Source organism: Mucilaginibacter xinganensis, from assembly GCF_002257585.1.
Taxonomy (GTDB): domain Bacteria; phylum Bacteroidota; class Bacteroidia; order Sphingobacteriales; family Sphingobacteriaceae; genus Mucilaginibacter; species Mucilaginibacter xinganensis.
Genome location: NZ_CP022743.1, coordinates 1,072,130 through 1,090,141 on the forward strand (window position 1 = coordinate 1,072,130; position 18,012 = coordinate 1,090,141).

Annotated in this window: 17 protein-coding genes; 12 read left to right on the forward strand and 5 right to left on the reverse strand. The window is 44.9% G+C overall.

Features of this window, described 5'->3' with window-relative positions; all coding sequences use genetic code 11:
• Window positions 1-103 precede the first annotated feature (103 nt).
• Both MuYL_RS04710 and MuYL_RS04715 read right to left on the reverse strand, forming a co-directional pair.
• Window positions 104-2,059, reverse strand: coding sequence for a tetratricopeptide repeat-containing sensor histidine kinase (locus MuYL_RS04710; RefSeq protein ID WP_094569429.1), 1,956 nt, complete (start codon window positions 2,057-2,059; stop codon window positions 104-106).
• 105 nt (window positions 2,060-2,164) lie between these two features.
• Entirely contained in the window at window positions 2,165-2,362 is a 198-nt protein-coding gene (locus tag MuYL_RS04715; RefSeq protein ID WP_094572853.1) for a YqaE/Pmp3 family membrane protein, read from the reverse strand.
• A gap of 170 nt (window positions 2,363-2,532) precedes the next feature.
• Between MuYL_RS04715 and purU the strand changes: the two genes are divergently transcribed.
• The 3 genes from purU to MuYL_RS04730 all read left to right on the forward strand — a co-directional run bounded on the left by purU (window position 2,533) and on the right by MuYL_RS04730 (window position 6,929).
• Window positions 2,533-3,360, forward strand: coding sequence for a formyltetrahydrofolate deformylase (gene purU, locus MuYL_RS04720; protein ID WP_094569430.1), 828 nt, complete (start codon window positions 2,533-2,535; stop codon window positions 3,358-3,360).
• A 40-nt stretch (window positions 3,361-3,400) separates the two neighbouring features.
• Window positions 3,401-4,156 carry a PIG-L deacetylase family protein gene (locus MuYL_RS04725; protein ID WP_094569431.1) on the forward strand — a complete coding sequence of 252 codons (756 nt, stop codon included), beginning with the start codon at window positions 3,401-3,403 and terminating at the stop codon, window positions 4,154-4,156.
• Window positions 4,157-4,265: 109 nt separating this feature from the next.
• Entirely contained in the window at window positions 4,266-6,929 is a 2,664-nt protein-coding gene (locus tag MuYL_RS04730) for an outer membrane beta-barrel protein (RefSeq protein ID WP_094569432.1), read from the forward strand.
• 31 nt (window positions 6,930-6,960) lie between these two features.
• On the opposite strand, the gene MuYL_RS04735 is transcribed toward MuYL_RS04730, so the two are convergent.
• Window positions 6,961-7,545: a cupin domain-containing protein gene (locus MuYL_RS04735; protein WP_157740603.1), complete on the reverse strand. Its 585-nt coding sequence runs from the start codon at window positions 7,543-7,545 to the stop codon at window positions 6,961-6,963.
• A gap of 3 nt (window positions 7,546-7,548) precedes the next feature.
• On the reverse strand, window positions 7,549-8,022 hold the full coding sequence (locus MuYL_RS04740; protein WP_157740605.1) for an RNA polymerase sigma factor: 474 nt from the start codon (window positions 8,020-8,022) through the stop codon (window positions 7,549-7,551).
• A 232-nt stretch (window positions 8,023-8,254) separates the two neighbouring features.
• Here MuYL_RS04740 and MuYL_RS04745 point away from each other — a divergent pair, with 232 nt between their 5' ends.
• From MuYL_RS04745 to MuYL_RS04765, 5 genes are all read left to right on the forward strand, one after another.
• Window positions 8,255-8,644: a VOC family protein gene (locus tag MuYL_RS04745; protein ID WP_094569435.1), complete on the forward strand. Its 390-nt coding sequence runs from the start codon at window positions 8,255-8,257 to the stop codon at window positions 8,642-8,644.
• A gap of 119 nt (window positions 8,645-8,763) precedes the next feature.
• Complete coding sequence (locus MuYL_RS04750) at window positions 8,764-8,976, forward strand: hypothetical protein (protein ID WP_094569436.1); 213 nt, start codon at window positions 8,764-8,766, stop codon at window positions 8,974-8,976.
• Between the two features lie 54 nt (window positions 8,977-9,030).
• Window positions 9,031-9,930: a LysR substrate-binding domain-containing protein gene (locus MuYL_RS04755; protein ID WP_245845777.1), complete on the forward strand. Its 900-nt coding sequence runs from the start codon at window positions 9,031-9,033 to the stop codon at window positions 9,928-9,930.
• A 74-nt stretch (window positions 9,931-10,004) separates the two neighbouring features.
• Window positions 10,005-11,015 carry an NAD(P)/FAD-dependent oxidoreductase gene (locus tag MuYL_RS04760; protein ID WP_094569437.1) on the forward strand — a complete coding sequence of 337 codons (1,011 nt, stop codon included), beginning with the start codon at window positions 10,005-10,007 and terminating at the stop codon, window positions 11,013-11,015.
• 81 nt (window positions 11,016-11,096) lie between these two features.
• Window positions 11,097-11,414 carry a 2Fe-2S iron-sulfur cluster-binding protein gene (locus tag MuYL_RS04765; RefSeq protein ID WP_094569438.1) on the forward strand — a complete coding sequence of 106 codons (318 nt, stop codon included), beginning with the start codon at window positions 11,097-11,099 and terminating at the stop codon, window positions 11,412-11,414.
• Window positions 11,415-12,026: 612 nt separating this feature from the next.
• Here MuYL_RS04765 and MuYL_RS04770 read toward each other — a convergent pair.
• Window positions 12,027-13,859: a patatin-like phospholipase family protein gene (locus MuYL_RS04770; RefSeq protein ID WP_094569439.1), complete on the reverse strand. Its 1,833-nt coding sequence runs from the start codon at window positions 13,857-13,859 to the stop codon at window positions 12,027-12,029.
• Between the two features lie 46 nt (window positions 13,860-13,905).
• Between MuYL_RS04770 and MuYL_RS04775 the strand changes: the two genes are divergently transcribed.
• The 4 genes from MuYL_RS04775 to hutU are packed head-to-tail and all read left to right on the forward strand — an operon-like array spanning window position 13,906 to window position 17,851.
• Entirely contained in the window at window positions 13,906-14,118 is a 213-nt protein-coding gene (locus MuYL_RS04775; RefSeq protein ID WP_094569440.1) for a hypothetical protein, read from the forward strand.
• Between the two features lie 20 nt (window positions 14,119-14,138).
• Window positions 14,139-14,648 carry a MarR family winged helix-turn-helix transcriptional regulator gene (locus MuYL_RS04780; protein WP_094569441.1) on the forward strand — a complete coding sequence of 170 codons (510 nt, stop codon included), beginning with the start codon at window positions 14,139-14,141 and terminating at the stop codon, window positions 14,646-14,648.
• Window positions 14,641-16,200 carry a histidine ammonia-lyase gene (gene hutH, locus MuYL_RS04785; RefSeq protein ID WP_094569442.1) on the forward strand — a complete coding sequence of 520 codons (1,560 nt, stop codon included), beginning with the start codon at window positions 14,641-14,643 and terminating at the stop codon, window positions 16,198-16,200. The genes MuYL_RS04780 and hutH overlap by 8 nt, the downstream gene beginning before the upstream one ends.
• Entirely contained in the window at window positions 16,178-17,851 is a 1,674-nt protein-coding gene (gene hutU, locus MuYL_RS04790; protein ID WP_094569443.1) for a urocanate hydratase, read from the forward strand. Before hutH ends, hutU begins: the two co-directional genes overlap by 23 nt.
• Window positions 17,852-18,012: the final 161 nt, after the last annotated feature.

The window sequence follows — 18,012 nt, forward strand, 5'->3', positions numbered from 1 at the left end:
TTTTATGATTTACAATTGTATAAATAACAATTAATCTGTAGCCAGCGATATCAATGGCAAAACTTCAAAATTGCTAAACGCTTTTAACCTGGCTGAATAATGTTTAAATCCCGGTTGTGATGTCGCTTTTTTCAAGATAGACAATAAACTCAGAACCTTCACCCGGTATGCTGTTTACCTCTAGTTTGCCATTGTTTGCGTCAACAAATTGCTTAATTAAGCCCAGCCCTATGCCTGCACCGGCTTCGTTATTTGTACCTGCACCTGATATATCTTTACCTGTTACTTTAAAAAGCTTTTCCATTTTTTGCGGCAGAATTCCGATGCCGTTATCCTTAACATGTACAGCCACGTATTCTTCGTCGGCAGTATAATATACCTCAATAGTACCACCATGGGGGGTGAATTTTATAGCATTGCCTATCAGATTGTGAAAAATAATTTTCACATGGTTAAGGTCGGCAACTACCCATTTATCAGTATCATAAATATTTACCAGGCTGATCCGCTTGTTTTTTGCGAGGAATTTTGACACCTGTAGTACTTCATTTATTGTGGCAGTGACATTAACAGTCTCCCGATCAGTTTTAATACCCGACTGCTGGCTGCCTGCCCAGGTAAGCAGGTTATTTACCATTATATTAACCAAACCTACCTGCTGATAAAAGCTATCGAGGATTTCTTTTTGCTCAATGGCTGATAAGTCACCTGTTCTGATACTCTCCATTGTTTGCAAAATAGCGGAAAAAGGAGCTCTTAGGTCGTGACTGATAACGGAGAAAAGCTTATCCTTGGTGCTGTTAAGGTGGTGCAGGGTCTCCCTTTGCTGCATAATCTCAGCTTTTTGAAAAGCAATATCTTCATTTTGCTTTTGCAACACTTTGTTTAAGGCTGTTTTCTGGCGGTTGCTGCGCACAATTGCAATCACAAAAATAATAACGCAGGCCGCTATCAGGTTCCTGAAAAACAACAGCCTTTGACTAAAGGTAATGGACTGTTCCTTAATTTTTATTTCGTTTATCAGTTTTGCATTTTCGGCCCGTTGCTGCTTTAGGTGAAGGCTATTTATTTCCCTGCTTTTCTCGTTGTTAAACAAGCTGTCGCTGGTATTCTTAAATAACGTTTGATAATTGTAAGCCTGCTTATAATCGTTTATTGCCGCGTAACATTTAGCCAGTATGGTTAAAGCCCTGATTTTATCCTGGGCTGAATTTACCTTGTTAGCAAGGGCTAAACTTTTATGTGCGTTTGTTATCGCCTTATTATAATCGCCAAGGTTGTAATAAGCATTAGCCATACCAGATAGCGCAAAATCAAGTTCCCAGTTGCTGCTGGATTTTGCATCAATAACCCGCTGATAGTAGTTTAACGCCTGTTTATAGTTTTTTAAATGAGAGTTTGCTTCGCCCAGGCGGTTCCATGCCATTAAAATCATGCTACGATCACCTGCAATATTGGCCGATTCAATGGCCTTGTCCAGGTATGGGAATGACTTGCCAGGTTGCCCCATTTCATCGTAGCAAAGGCCAATGTTAAAATAGGCCTTGCTGGCACCTAAATGGTCGTTTTGTTTGATGAAAATTTCCAGCGCTTTTTTTAGGTTGCTTATAGCATCATCATTTTTGGCTTCGGCCTGGTAAATAAGCCCAATAACCTGGTATACTTCGCCTGTACTGTGTAGGTTACTGAACTGGTTGCTGATGGCGATAGACTTTGTAGCAGCATTTAACGATGAAATAAAATCGCCGGCAACATAATAGCTCCTGCTGATGTTTAGCAGCGATAGTGCCTGTCCGCTCTTATTCTTTTGGGCTTCGGCCATTTCCAAAGCCTGTTTGGCAAAATATAGCGCGCTATCAGCATTGTTGTATAAATATTGTCTGGATAGTTGGTTAAGCAACTTTACGTTAGCCGTGTCAGCACTGTAATTTTTAGATAACCGGGCCTGCTGCCATTGCTTTACAAGGTTTGCGTTTACCGGTTGGGCAAAACAAGTAATGTAACAAATGGAGAAAAGCAGCATGAAAACACACTGGAGCGAAAGTTTCCTGGAAAGCATCCTATATTAAACCGGTAGAGGTAATTATCCGTAAAAATAGGAATTTGCAGGCAAGTATGCCGCATTTTTTAATTTATTACAGGATATTTTAAACTAAAAGCCCAATTAATAGCTTCTGCGGGTGGCACGCATTAATTGGCGGTGGCGCTTATCATCATAATACTTTGAGGTAACCAAAACGGCGTGTATAATGCCCGGCACCCAAAAAAATAGTGTGAGCAGGATGTTTAAAATAAATGCGCCTATTTTTCCGGTAGTTAATATGGCTATCGGCGGGCATAAAAAACATAAAAAGTACCGCATAATCATTTTTAGTAAAGGGTAAAATAAGTTGAAGCGTGTAGTTATTAGCAACCGCTTTTAATTATGACGTTAACGGTGTTAATTTGTTACAGATTGTGGCTATTTTGATCGCAGCCTCATTTTTAACAATGGTAGCTTTTACAACCTAATCAGCTATATTTACCCTTAGTATGATCATCGTAATTCAGTGTATTGACCGTGCAGGGCTGGTTGCATCGGTATCGGCCATATTGGCAAAAAATCTTTTTAATATAGTTTCGCTGCGTGAGCATGTTGATCAGGCCGAAAATCAATTTTTTATGCGTCTTGAAGTTACCGTTGGCGGCGATGAAACGACGCTGGAAAAGCAACTTCGTAAAGTGTTACCTGATGATGCTACTGTTTTAATCAATCCCATCCCGGATAAAAAGATAATCGTAATGGTAACTAAAGAATACCATTGCCTGGCGGATATCCTGATCCGTAATTATTTTGGCACACTCGGGGCTACTATTCAATGTGTTATTGGTAACTACAGCGTGCTTGAAGATATTTGCAAACGGTTTAATATGCCGTTTTATGCGATATCGCACGAGCAGATCAGCAAAGAAGCGTTTGAAGAGAAAATTGCTGCGACAATAGATCAGTACCAGCCCGACTATATTGTTCTGGCTAAATTTATGCGGATCCTGTCGCCGATGCTGGTGGCAAAGTTTCCGACGCGGATAATAAATATTCACCACTCCTTTTTACCGGCTTTTATTGGTGCAAGCCCTTACAGGCAAGCTTTTGAACGTGGTGTAAAACTGATTGGTGCTACAGCGCATTTTGTATCCAACGACCTGGACGAAGGCCCTATCATTGCCCAACAGATCATCCCGGTAAGCCACTCTTTTACCGCTGCCGATATGGTTAAAGCCGGCAAAGAAATTGAAACATCGGTTTTAGCCAGGGCGCTTAAGCTGGTTTTTGAAGACCGTGTGTTTGTGTACAAGAATAAAACGGTAGTTTTTGAATAGCCAACCCCATAAGCATAATCAACACCCAACTCAACAAACAATGAACAGTAATACCCGCCGTCAATTTGTAAAAACTACCGCAGCAGGTTTAGGCATGTTAACGTTACCATCATTATTAAATGCCGAAAACATTCAACCTTTTGCTAAAAAGAAAATTGTTTGTGTAGGTGCACACCCGGATGATCCGGAAAGCGGGTGCGGCGGTACGCTGGCTAAACTGTCTGCACAGGGGCACGGGGTTACCATAATTTATTTAACTACAGGCGAAGCCGGCATTCCCGGGGTTAGCCACGATGAAGCTGCAAAAACACGAAAACAGGAGGCCATTGGCGCCTGTAAAATATTAAACGCCAAACCAGTTTTCGCCGGGCAAATTGATGGCGCCACTATAGCGGACAATTCCACCCTGCAGCACCTTCAAAGTTTAATAACTGCCGAAAAGCCGGACGTTGTTTTCACCCATTGGCCGGTAGATTCGCATAAAGATCACCAGGTTGCCTCCCTGCTTACCATACAATGTTGGGTACGTTCAACTTCTAAATTTGCACTTTACTTTTTTGAAGTGTGCGCCGGGGAACAAACCATGATATTTAATCCAACTGATTATGTTGATATAAGCGAAACGCAGGAGCAAAAAAAGAACGCCGTGTATTGCCACACCAGCCAGGACCCGCCCGGTATTTATGCCTGTGGCCATACTTCAATGGAGGATTTCAGGGGCCGGGAAGCAGGTGTGCGCGCCGCAGAAGGCTTTGTTAGGATGACCGGCAAGGGGATGGGAATGATAGCTTTGTAACTTTTTTATTTCAATAACTGAAAGTTTAGTTTGAAAAAATATTATTGTTTAAGTTAGCGTCAGGTAACGCATCTTAAAAAGTTGTTGTGCCTGTACCTTATCTTAATATATGCGAAAAATATTATTAGTCCCCCTGCTTATTATTATTTCGATTGCTGCGAAGGCACAAAACCACGGTATAGTTAAAGCCATCATTCTTGATTCATTAAACAAACAACCCATTCAGCTTGCTACTGTTTCTGTGTTAAAGGTTCAGGATTCATCCCTTATATCGTACACGGTTACTGATAAAAATGGTGCCTTTGCGCTGCATAATTTGCGCGAAGAGCCGTCGCGTCTGCTGATAACCCATGTTGGTTACCAGGGCATACGTATCAATATTAAATTCAAAAACGGCGAACCGGTTGACCTCGGAAAAATCTACCTGTCTGCAAAAATGCTGGGGGAAGTAACGGTAAAGGGAGAACGGATCCCGGTTATGATTAAAAAAGATACCATTGAATTTGACGCAACTGCTTTTAAAACCCGCCCCAATGCCCTGGTTGAAGACCTGTTGAAGAAATTACCCGGCGTACAGGTTGACCGCGAAGGGGGCATTACTGTAAATGGTAAAGATATTTCAAAAATAAAGGTAAATGGCAAGGATTTTTTTGTGAACGACCCCAAAATTGCCACGCGAAACCTGGAGGCCAACATGATTTCGAAAGTACAGGTTTATGACGACCGTGAGAACGACCCCGATCACCTGGTACCGGACTATCAGGTTAAGAAGATCATTAACCTGAAATTTAAAAAATCATTTACCAAAGGGATCTTGAGCACAGTAGGCGCTGGAGCCGGAACACAGGACAGGTACGTTGGCTCGGGATTTATGGCCAAGTTCCAGGACGATCTGCAACTGAGTGCAAAGGTTGGCATTGATAACCTGAGCGGTTCGGGGTTTTTCTCCGGAAATTATGGCGGGTTCAGCACCTTGAATTTTGGCAGCGCCGGCTTAAGGAAATCAACGAACGGAAACTTTGATTTTACAAAAGATGTCAGCAAAAAACTGAAGCTGCATATTGAATACCGGTTTGATAACAGCATTGTTGATAACAACTCCGTTTCAAAGGTGCAGCAAAATATTAACGACACCGTTATCAATTCACTAACCAGCAATATAAGGCATCAAAAAGCCAATAACCAGATCCTGCATGCAGAAACGGAATGGAAACCGGACTCGCTTACTATAATAAAGTATAACCCTGATGTTGAATATAATTATAATAACAGCCAGGATAAAAGCACCAGCAGCCGGTCAAACACCTACGTTCCGTTACTTAATACCACCATCAGCAGCGATAATGGCAGCAGTAACGCTTTTCAATACCAGCATAATTTGAGTTATTACCGTAAATTAAACAAAAAGGGCGCTTCGCTAACCCTAAGCAATTCCATCAGCATCCACCCGGAAAACAGCCTTAATTTCAACAGCAACGACTTAATATCGTATGTTGCGGGTTTCCCGTCTGACACATTAAGGCGCTCATCAAAAAACACAAACAGCGATATATCCGAAGGTTTAAATGTTGCTTATCATTACCCTATCACAAAAAAATTAGCAGCAGATATACTATTGGTTACCCTACATGATCGCAACAAAGGCGAATTACTTACCTATGATGAAGACTTTAAGACCGGACTGTACACCATTTTTTTGCAGAACCAAAGCAGCAACCTCATCCGCAACCTGTGGGGCGAGGGTTTTAACCCGCAGTTCACCTATAACTTTACCGATGACATTTCATTAAAAGCGGGAGTAACCGCCCTGGGCCAGCAAATAGGCAATCATTTTAACAGCTACACCAATGATCTTAACCAGGATTTCTTTTACCTGCTGCCATCAGCGGAGATACACGTAAAGGATTTTACTTTAAGCTATGGCGAAACCGTACAGCAGCCTTCTATTAACAATTTGCAGCCTATTACCATTGTTTATAGTCCGCTTTACACCTTTACAGGTAACCCATTGCTAAAACCCACCTATTTCCACAATATTAATTTCAACTACCGTAAGTACAACCGCGCGGCAGGTTTAAACTTTAACGCAAGCGCACACATTGTTATCGAGAAAAATACCATTGTGAACGAGCAAACCATTAGTTCAGAAGGTGCCGTGGTAACTACCCCCATAAACCGTAACGGACGTTTTACAGCTTATTTAAATACCAGCATTAGTAAGCATTTTAAAAAACAGGGTAAATGGGACTTTATGGTGATAGGAAATGGCAACGCAAGTGCCGGGCATAATTTTTTTATTGTTAACGGCCAAAACGGCTATCAAAACACGCAAAGCGTCTCCTTTGAACCTGCTTTTTACGCAGAATGGAATGACCTGATAACGTTTGAACCCAACTATAAGATTAACTATGCCACTACGCAATACCAGCTTGTTAATTATCCAAAAACAAATTATGCCACTCAAAGCGCAGGTATGGCGGTAGATTTAAGCCTGCCGCAAAATTTTAGATGGAGGGCCGATTATACGTATAAATACAATCCTATTGTTGAACCGGGTTTTCAGCGCAGCGCGAATCTGCTCAATTTTTCGGTTACCCGCAGGATCCAGAAGGATGGAAAAGGCGAAATTGGACTGTTGTGTTATGATATTTTAAACCAAAACGTAAGTTCAAGCCATTATGTGGTGGCCAATAGTATTAATGATATTCAAAACCAGGTATTGAGGCGGTACGTATTGCTAACCTACACTTATCACTTCAAAAAGTTTAAATAATGGACTGGAAAAGAGTATAAGGTGAGCTTACCTAAACAAATCTGTATTGTAAAACAGCGGTAACAAAGGGGGTTACCAGTTTTATATCGTGTTTAACATGCAGCGGGATCTCAATAAAATCACCGGCGCCAAGCGCAAAAAGTTCATCGCCAATGGTGCATTCACAAAGGCCCTTTAAAACAAACAAGCCTTCAAAAAATTCGCCGTGTTCTTCTTCAGGCACATCGGTATTGCCGGTAACCAGCATTTGTTGCACTGTTTCGTCCTGCCTGATAATGTGCATCACAAAATCTTCGGTGGGTTCTTGGGGTATTAAATGTGCAAATGCTTTTAACCAGGGTTCCGGATCGGTTGAATTGGTAATAACAGGCGGTTTATTAATGTCTATTTCAGCAAAACCAAGCGACGCGAATATTTTATCTTTTAGTGCAGCCACAGGTTCAACAGCCGCTGACAAGGCAAGTTTTTCAAAAGCAAGTTCAACAGCAGTTAGTTCCGCCTTAATTTCCGGATAAAGCATGGTTAGCTGGATCAAGTAGGCCTGATCTTCTTCACCTAAATTGCCCATGCAATATTCTTCCAAAATACCGCTTTCAATATACTGTTGTATATCCATCAGTTAGTTAGCGTTTTTCTTTTGTTTCATCGCTTTGCGAATATTCAGTTTCACGTCTTCCACGGTCATACCCAGTAACTCGGCCACTTCATAAACTTTGTAGCCCTGGTGTATCATGTTAAAAACGGCAATTTCAGCTACAGCTGTGGTATCGTCGGTGTTATCTTTATTTTTATCCTCTTTAAATGATGCTTTTTGTTTGCTAATGCAAAGGTAATCAATACTTTCTGAACGAGCAAGCTGCAGCGCCCACGTTAAAAATGTAAGCTGGCTGTGTGTATATTGATGAATGTTATTGCAGATAGCGGTAAAAGTTTTTTCAAGCACCCTGTCGGCAGCCTTTGCATCCTTAACTATGCGGACGATGAAGCCGTAAAGCCTGCCCGAATAACTCTCGCACAAATGTTGGCAACCTTTTGGGTCGCGGCGTAAAAGTAATTCAACTAAAGCGGGCTGGGAAGTATAGTTTTTATCCACAATATCTGGGCACTCCTGCAAATTTGAAGCGTCTTTTGCCGAACACGCCTCTTCATTAATTTGTTAAAATATATTGGGTTGAAGATAAGAAAACAAACCATAATATCTGAAAGGTTAATTTTATAAAGCATTCCTTAAAGGAATTTCATGGGATCGCTCAGTCAAAATATTACTCATTACATCTTCATTCTTTTCTGTAAAAAGATATGTTTAGTTTTGGCCATTATAATTTATGAAGTTCAGGACAGCCAGGCACACAAAAGATTTAAACCGCATAATTGACTTTTACGGGAGAGTTTTGGGGTTAAAAGTTTTAGGTGAATTTAGGGATCATCACGATTACAACGGGATCTTCCTAGGCATTCCCGGCGCCGACTGGCACCTGGAATTTACTACCTCCGGCATAGCGCCTGTACACTACCCCGATCATGACGACCTGCTGATATTTTATGCCGAGTCTGTTGAGGAGTTTAACGCCATTAAACAAAAATTTATTGATAATAAGATAAGGCCGGTGCCACCTAAAAACCCTTATTGGGCAGGTAACGGTATTACTTTTACCGATCCTGACGGCTTCCGGATAGTGATTTCGGTGCTAAGAATTTTGCCGGGGAATTCCTGAAACAATAACGATCATCCCCATTCGATATTTGCACGCACATGCCGCAGCCCGCTATTCTGAATCAGTTAAAACAATTCTGCCAATTTATTATTGTGTATTAAATATTTAATATTTATTGCATGAACCGAACTATAGGAATTGTGTTGATCGTAATTGGAGCCGCTATGCTGATATGGACAGGCTTTACTTACACCAAAAAAGAAAAAGTTGTTGATGCCGGGCCGCTGCAGATTTCCGTTGATAAGCAAAAATCTGTTAACTGGCCACCGTACCTTGGCGGCATCCTGGTTATTGGTGGGATAGTAGTTGTAGCAACAGCAAAGAAAGCTTAAGCAAACCATAAACTTTTAGCTTTCTGCTTTAAGCTTTTAGCTATCTTCGCCACAATGATCTTCGATTTTAGGCTTAAGGTATTTTACACGGTTGCGCAAAGGCTAAGCTTTACCAAAGCTGCCGCAGAGTTGTTTATTACCCAGCCTGCGGTTACCAAGCATATTAAGGAACTGGAGCACCAGCTTAACGTTCAGCTGTTTAGGCGCAATGGCAATAGCATCGTGCTCACCGGGGCGGGTAAGATCATGCAGCAATATGCCGAAAGGATCTTTCAAACTTATACCGATCTGGAAACCGAGCTTGCCCAGTTAAATAACCTGGAAGCCGGAACGGTACACATTGGCGCCAGCACCACTGTTGCCCAAACCATTTTGCCCAAGATCCTGGCTTTGTTTAAAAAAACCTACCCGGCCGTAAACTTTACCTTTATACAGGGCAATACAGATGTTATAACGCAGTTGGTACTGGCCGAAAAGATTGATATTGCCATAGTTGAAGGGGCCGCCCATTATCCGCAGATAGCGTATGCTCCCTTCGCCAAGGACGAGATTGTGCTGGTAACCCGCGCCAATAACCAGCTTTCAAAAAAAGCGGAGATCACCCCAAAACAGTTGTTAAATATCCCCCTTATTTTACGCGAGGCAGGTTCCGGTACGCTGGATGTGATTTTTAACGCCCTGAACAGCGCCGGTGTAAACCCGAAGGACCTGCAGATTGAAATTCAGCTCGAAAGCAGCATCGCCATAAAACAATACCTGCTGTATTCAGAAACCGCTACCTTTCTTTCTATTCAATCGGTAATAAGCGAATTAAAATACAATGAGCTGAGCATTATCGAAATTAAAGGGCTCGAAATCTTCCGAACTTTCCAGTTCATCCAGCTTCATGGAAAAAACTCCAAACTGATAGATCTTTTTAAAAGATTCTGCCTTTCAAGCTATAACTTAAAGTAATCAGTAATTACTATTTATCATTGGTTTAAGGTTATAATTAGCACGACCTTTAAGCATTATTTAATAGTACTTTCATGGAACCCATAACTACTGATATTTGCATTATAGGCGCAGGCCCGGTTGGTTTATTTGCTGTTTTTGAAGCCGGTTTGTTAAAAATGCGCTGCCACCTTATTGATGTTTTGCCACAGGTGGGTGGGCAACTTTCCGAGATCTACCCACAAAAACCTATTTATGATATTCCCGGCTTCCCTACTGTTAACGCACAGCAGCTGGTTGATGGGCTGATGGAACAGATAGAACCCTTTAAGCCCACTTTTAGCCTGGGCGAACGGGTTAATGAACTGCAAAAGCTGGACGACGGCTCGTTCATAACCACCACCAGCGACGGTACCGAAGTGCACAGCAAGGTAGTGGTGATAGCAGGCGGACTGGGCTGCTTTGAGCCCCGCAAACCGGCTATTGATAACCTGGAAGAATTTGAAGGCAAGGGCGTAGCCTACATGGTTAAAAATCCCGAGGCGTACCGTGGCCGCAAAGTAGTGCTGGCAGGTGGTGGCGACTCGGCCCTCGACTGGACTATTTTTTTAGCCGATATAGCCGAAGAAGTTACGCTGATTCACCGTGGTGATACCTTCCGCGGTGCGCCGGACAGTGCCGAAAAGGTGTTTGAGCTGGCCAAGCAGGGCCGCATTAACCTTGTTTTACAGGCACATATTAAAGCTATAAACGGTAACGGCCATTTGCAGGAAGTGGAGATTGTTGACCGGGATAACGCCATATCTGTTATAGCTGCCGATAATTTGATCCCGCTGTTTGGCCTTACCCCAAAACTGGGGCCCATTGCCGAATGGGGGTTAAATGTAGATAAATCGGCTATTATGGTTGATACCGTTGATTACAGCACCAATGTAAAAGGGGTTTATGCCATTGGCGATATCAATATCTATCCCGGTAAGCTAAAGCTGATCCTTTGCGGGTTTCACGAAGCGGCCCTGATGGCACAAAGCGCTTTTAAGCAGGTTTATCCCGACCAGAAACTAAGCTTTAAATACACTACCGTGTATGGTGTGAGCGCGTTTTGAAGAAGGTAAAAGCTGAAAGGCGAAGGGGAAAAGGTTTTTGGATGCCGTTATTTTAATGGCGGTGATTATTTAAAATATAACATGATCAATTTAACTATTGAAGACAGGGACGGCAGCCGCAGGCCTGTTGAGATTCCCGAAGATATAAGTTTGAGCCTGATGGAGGTTTTAAAAGCAACCGACCACCACATACTGGCTACCTGCGGTGGTATGGCCCTTTGCGCCACCTGCCATGTACAGGTTGTTGAGGGCCCCGAAAAGTATTTCCACGCCACAGATCAGGAACTTGACCTGCTGGATACCCTTCCCGATGCCGCACATGACAGCCGACTGGCCTGCCAGCTCCGCATCAGCGAGGATATGGACGGAATGGTGTTCAGGATATTGGGCGAGGAGTAAAGTGGAATTATCTTAAACTACCGCCCGGCTGAAGTAGTTTCCTGTTTCACTCCTGTTTCGGGTTGTTCCGAACAAAAAACGAACGGAACAACATTGGCGGGGATGTCTCATTTAGTGACAGCGGCTCTCTTTTTTACTGATCTTACAGGTTTATTATAACTCACTATAATAATATAGCACCGCTTATCAGTCTGCATGGTGGTAATCAGCCATGCTTATTTATATTATTATATATATCAATAGTAATATCCCCTTACTTAAACATCAGCTTAAAAAAATAACGAATAACTGAGGTGTTTGTTCCGTTCGTTTTTTGTTCGAAACAGGGTGAAACAAGCCGAACACCATCGTTCTTAAACCCACTGCCAATTGGCTGGCAGCCGGATGTGTTTACGGATAGCTAAAGAACAATTGCGATGGGTCTTGTTCCGTTCGTTTTTTGTCCGAAACAGGGTGAAACAAACCGAACACCATCGTTCTTAAACCCACTGCCAATTGGCTGGCAGCCGGATGTGTTTACGGATAGCTAAAGAACAATTGCGATGGGTCTTGTTCCGTTCGTTTTTTGTCCGAAACAGGGTGAAACAAACCGAACACCATCGTTCTCAAACTTTACTCCCAATTGGTAGGGAAAGGGATGTCTTTTACAGATAGCGGTTTAAAGCCCCGAATCTGATACGTTTTACCGGCATCGTTATACATAAAAAACGGATCGGTTTTAAAATGCTCATAGTCGCCGGTTAGTTGTTGCTGCAGGTTCAGCAGCCTGTTTTTATAAGCGGCATCATAAGCAGACGGGTTTTTTATCAGCCTGTTAACATATTCCAGCAGGTTATAGCACGTGGTAAACTGTCCGCAGGCAATAATGCAGGCTTCGTCGTGCAGCTGCAGGCCGTCAGCCTGGTCAAACCACAGGGTAGTGCCCATGTTAAAGGCTACCTGGGCCACAATCTGCAAATCGCGGCTTGGTACCATTGGCGGCGGTACAGGGCTACGGTTGCGGTTAATATTATTGGAGAACGAAAGGTCATAAATGTGGTTGCCTTTACCACGGTTCTTCCACTCCGGCGACCCATAAAAGGTGTTGTAAAGCAGCTGCCTTATCCGCTTTAAAAAAACACTCATATTCAGCAGCAGTACTGATTCGGCCCTGGCCTGCAGCATTTGTTTAAGCACTGGCAACGGCGTGCGGGTAAAGTATTTCACCAGCAACACCACAATCCGCTCGGTAAAGCTTTTTAACAAACCCGATCTTGAGGGCGATTCCGAAGCGCCAAAAACCTTGCCCCTCAGCCATAAAACAACGCTCATAAACACCACCGGTAGTGGGATCAGCAAGCTTCCTGCAATAATTAACGGGGTGCAGTGTTTCCATACGCCTGTAACGGTAGCGGCAATGGCCAGTATAAAAAAGGCAACAACAAAAAAGTTTAAGGCCCAAAGGCTCAACCCACCTTTTTTTGGTGCGGCGGGCATTACGTAGGGCTTTATAAAGTGGCTGCCGACATCATTAACCAGCATTAAGTTAAAGGGCTTATAATCAGTTTCATTCTCTATCCTGCGCCGGTCGGCGTACATCATGCTTTGCAGGCCCTGGTTATCTGTTATGCCGCCATCCATAAAGCCAACGCGTTTTTTATCAATAAACTCCCGTTCCTGCTTATCGCCGGTTTGCGGCTGCATGGTAAGGGCTTTTTTCAGGGTATCGGCGCTCAGTCCCTGGTGCGTAAAATCGTCCGGGAAAATAATGGGCTCAAACCCGGCCGGGAAGCAGGACGATGCCGCCAGCAGGTCGCTCAGCTTCAGGTCGTCAGCAACTGCGGGATCCAGGAAAATAATGTGGTTCCCAAATTTAAAGTAGCTGTCAGGCTTATTATCGTAAACCAACTTCTTATCCTGCCTGAACGACTGCCCCGTATAAAATTCAGTAGTGTTAAAGCAAACCTCCTGCAGGTGCCTGCCGGCGCCATCTTTATTGAGTGCTTTAAGCGTGTTACCCTCAAAAATATATTCATCATAAGCCATGGCAAACGCATTGATAATGTTGCGGCTTTTGTCGGGCCGGTTCTTCCACCTGTTTTTGTCTGACAGTATTTCGAGCGCATTTTTTAGGATTTGTTCGCCCTGCAGGGTTTCGTACAACTTAACGTAAAACTCGCCAAAGGTTTTGCCGCCGGTGTTATACAAAGCGTACAGCGCAGTGGCAATGGTGCCGCCCGATGCCGATGACAGGTAGGTTACCTGCTGCAGCAGCGAGGTGCCGTTAAGCGGATCGGCGGCATCGCCAAACTTTGCATGATCAAGATAGGAGAGTACCCCCAGCGCAAACGAAGCCGCGCGGAAACCACCGCCCGAAAAGGCGAGCGCAATATTTTCAAAAGGGCTAATGCAATTAACCTGCAATGTAAGTGCAGCAGGCTGGGCAGATGGGGTTGTACTTTCCATACCAGTAAGGTTTTAAGGTTGTTATTTATAAAATTAGGGAATTAATATGGATAAAAAAGAATTTCTGTTACAGCAAATTGGAAAATTCTTAAGCGGAGATCAACTGCCCTTTACCATGGCGGCCAATAGCGGCGCATCATCAGGTTATTGGTGCAGATTCCTCGTGCTAAATGACCACCTGGTTTATAAAAGATTGACAATCATCCTGAAAAAGCAGATCAAGTGTCCGATAATGGTTTTATTATTTGCATTTGTATAAGCACTTATATAAATTGCGCCATGAATTTATATCAAAGTTTGGGATACCTTGTTTTAGGCAGCCGTTTAAGGCGGCTGAGCGAGGGTTTCCTGGCCGAAATTAACCGGGCTTACCAAATTGAAGGGATTGATTTTGATGCCAGCTGGTTCCCGGTGTTTTATTTACTGTCAAAAAACGAATCACTTTCTATAAAGGAGCTGAGCGCACATACCGAGGTTTCGCACCCGGCGGCAAGTCAGCTCATCACCAATTTAAAAAACAGAAAGCTGGTAACCAGTGCAACCTGTGCCGACGATGGCCGCAGGCAAATGGTGCAGTTAACCGACAGTGGCCGTGAATTGCTGGCGCAGATATTGCCGGTTTGGGATGCCATACTTTTAGCAATGGACGACGTAATGGCGAATGATGCGGCCTGCCAAAACCTGCTGCCCGGTATTACCGCCCTTGAAAACGCTTTTAAAAGCACAAGCCTTTCTGAACGCATCAGCAATAAACTGAATATGGAACTAAAAGCCGAAACCCATGACTAATACTTTTAACTACGGCAGCAGCCACCTTACCATCGGCCTTTGTTTAGACATTGCAGGCGGAAAGGTTAAAGGCGTAATTGACGCTGCGGCCGCCGGAATGATCACTGCATCATGGCGCGAGGTGGAAAAGATAGTGCATGCGCAACACCCGGTTTACGGCATCAATACAGGTTTTGGTCCGCTGTGCGATACCCGGATCTCTGAAGCCGATACCTCGCTGCTGCAAAGCAACCTGCTCAAAAGCCATAGCGTTGGCGTGGGCAATCCTATCCCGCAGGAGATAGCCAAGCTGATGATGATCTGCAAAGTGCAGGCACTGGCGCAGGGTTTCTCAGGCATCGCGTTAGCAACATTGCAACGCATCATCTGGCATATTGATAAAGATATCATCCCCATAGTTCCTGAAAAAGGTTCGGTAGGGGCCTCCGGCGATCTGGCTCCGCTTGCCCATTTGTTTTTACCCCTGCTGGGCTTAGGCGAGGTATATGAAAATGGTGAGCGCTTACCGGCTGCCAAAGTTTTGGCGGCGCACGGCCTGCAGCCATTGGTTTTAGGCCCCAAAGAGGGTTTGGCCTTAATTAACGGTACACAATTTATACTGGCATTTGCTTTAAAGGCGGTACAGCGGCTGGACGATGCCCTTAACCGTGCCGATCTGATAGGCGCATTATCGTTAGAAGGATTAATGGGTTCTGCAAGGCCTTTTGATGAGCGGCTGCACCGGTTGCGCCCTTATAAAGGCACAAAGCTGGTTGCCAAACGCCTGCATACCTTATTAAAAGATTCCGGCATCTGTAATTCGCACGTAAACTGCGACCGCGTGCAGGACCCTTATTCGCTGCGGTGTATGCCGCAGGTGCATGGTGCATCGCGCAATGCCTGGCTGCATTTAAAAGAACTTACCGAAATTGAACTGAACTCTGTTACCGATAACCCCATCGTTTTTAATGCCGATGATACCATTAGCGGGGGCAATTTTCACGGGCAGCCGTTGGCTATGGTACTTGACTATGCAACTATCGCGGCAGCAGAATTAGGTAATATAGCTGACAGAAGGTGTTATTTAATGAGCGAAGGCAGGTACGGTTTGCCCAAACTGTTAACCAGTAATGCCGGCCTGCACTCGGGCTTAATGATCCCACAATACACTACAGCGGCATTGGTTACCGAAAATAAAACCCTTTGTTTTCCGGCAAGTGCCGATAGCGTACCCACGTCTTTAGGGCAGGAAGATCATGTATCCATGGGTTCCATCAGCGGGCGCAAGCTTAACCAGGTAATTGATAACCTGGAATATATTCAGGCCATTGAGCTGCTTTACGCGGCACAGGCTATTGATTTCAGGCGGCCGTTAAAATCAACCCCCGTTGTGGAGGCCTGTCATGCGCTGGTGCGTGAGCATGTACCACACATTGATGACGACCGTATTTTTGCCGATGATATTAATGCCTTACATAAAATAATTACTGACGGCTCATTACTTGCAACAGCCAACCATACAGCAACCGCTCACCAAATTAACCTGAAAGATGACGAATTCGGAATTTATTAAAACCTACGCCACGCACCCGGTGTATAAGGCACCGAGGGGTATGCAGCTGCATGCCAAAAGCTGGCAAACAGAAGCGCCGCTTCGCATGCTGCTCAATAACCTTGACGGGCAGGTGGCCGAAAACCCCGACGAGCTGGTGGTTTATGGCGGCATAGGCCAGGCTGCCCGCAACCCGGAGGCACTGCGCAAAATAATTGAGCTGCTGCTGGAGCTGGATGAGCACCATTCCTTACTGGTACAGTCGGGTAAAGCCGTGGGTATTGTACGCACACACCCGGAAGCGCCGCGGGTACTCATCGCCAACAGTAACCTGGTGCCGGCATGGGCAAACTGGGAACACTTTAACGAGCTGAGGGCAAAAGGCCTGATGATGTACGGGCAAATGACCGCCGGCAGTTGGATCTACATAGGTACACAGGGTATTTTACAGGGTACCTACGAAACTTTTGTTGAGGCCGGGAACCAGCATTTTAACGGCGACCTAACCGGTAAGCTGATTGTGAGCGCAGGTTTGGGTGGTATGGGTGGCGCACAGCCATTGGCTGCAACTATGGCCGGTGCCGTGTTTTTAGGTGCCGATGTGGATGAAACACGCATCCAAAAACGCCTGGACAGCCAGTATATCGACAAAATGACCCATAGTTATGCCGAGGCCATTGCCTGGGTAAAGGACGCCATGCAAAAAGGCGAAACGCTGTCGGTTGGTTTGGTGAGTGATGCCGGCGACCTGCTGCAAAGGTTGCTGAAGGATAACTTTATCCCCGACCTGTTAACCGACCAAACATCGGCGCACGACCCGCTGAATGGTTATGTCCCCAACGGCCTTTCTATAACCCTGGCGTCGGTATTAAGAAAAACAGACCCGTTAGAATATAAAAGATTATCGTTAGCCAGCATGGCAAGGCATGTAAGCCTGATGCTGCAATTGCAAAAGCGCGGTGCCATTACCTTTGACTATGGCAATAACCTGCGCGAGTTTGCCAGGCAGGGAGGTGAACCCGATGCCTTTAATTTCCCGGGCTTTACCCCGGCCTATATCCGTCCGCTGTTTTGTGAGGGCAAGGGGCCGTTCAGGTGGGTAGCCTTATCAGGTGATCCGGAAGATATTTTTACTACCGACCGTGCTTTGATGGAATTGTTCCCGGAAGATAAACCACTGATTAAATGGCTTAAAAACGCGCAGGAAAAGATCTCGTTCCAGGGCTTGCCTGCCCGTATCTGCTGGCTGGGCATGGGCGACAGGGAAAAGGCAGGGCTTATGTTTAACGAACTGGTGAAAACCGGCAAAGTGAAAGGCCCCATAGTAATAGGCCGCGATCATTTGGACTGCGGCTCGGTAGCATCACCCAACCGCGAAACGGAAGCGATGAAAGATGGCTCGGACGCGGTTTCTGACTGGCCTTTATTAAACCTGATGGCGAACACGGCAGGCGGAGCCACATGGGTATCGTTCCATCACGGTGGTGGCGTGGGCATGGGTTATTCGCAGCACGCCGGGATGGTTGTTTTGGCGGATGGAACAGACCGGGCAACAACCTGTTTAAGCCGTGTGCTTTACAATGACCCAGCAATGGGCATCTTCCGCCATGCAGATGCGGGATACGATAAGGCCGAAGAATGGGCCAAAAAGTTTGATTTGAAAGTGTGGTAGGGAGAGGTGAAAGCTGAAAGGCGAAGGGCGAGGAAATAGAATTTGCCCATAGAACGTCATTGCGAGCCTGGTTGCTTGCAACCAGCTTCGAAGCAATCTCTGAACCATACACGCACCGGAATAAAAAGCGATGTGGGCACCAGCCAAGCGGCTTTAAGGTC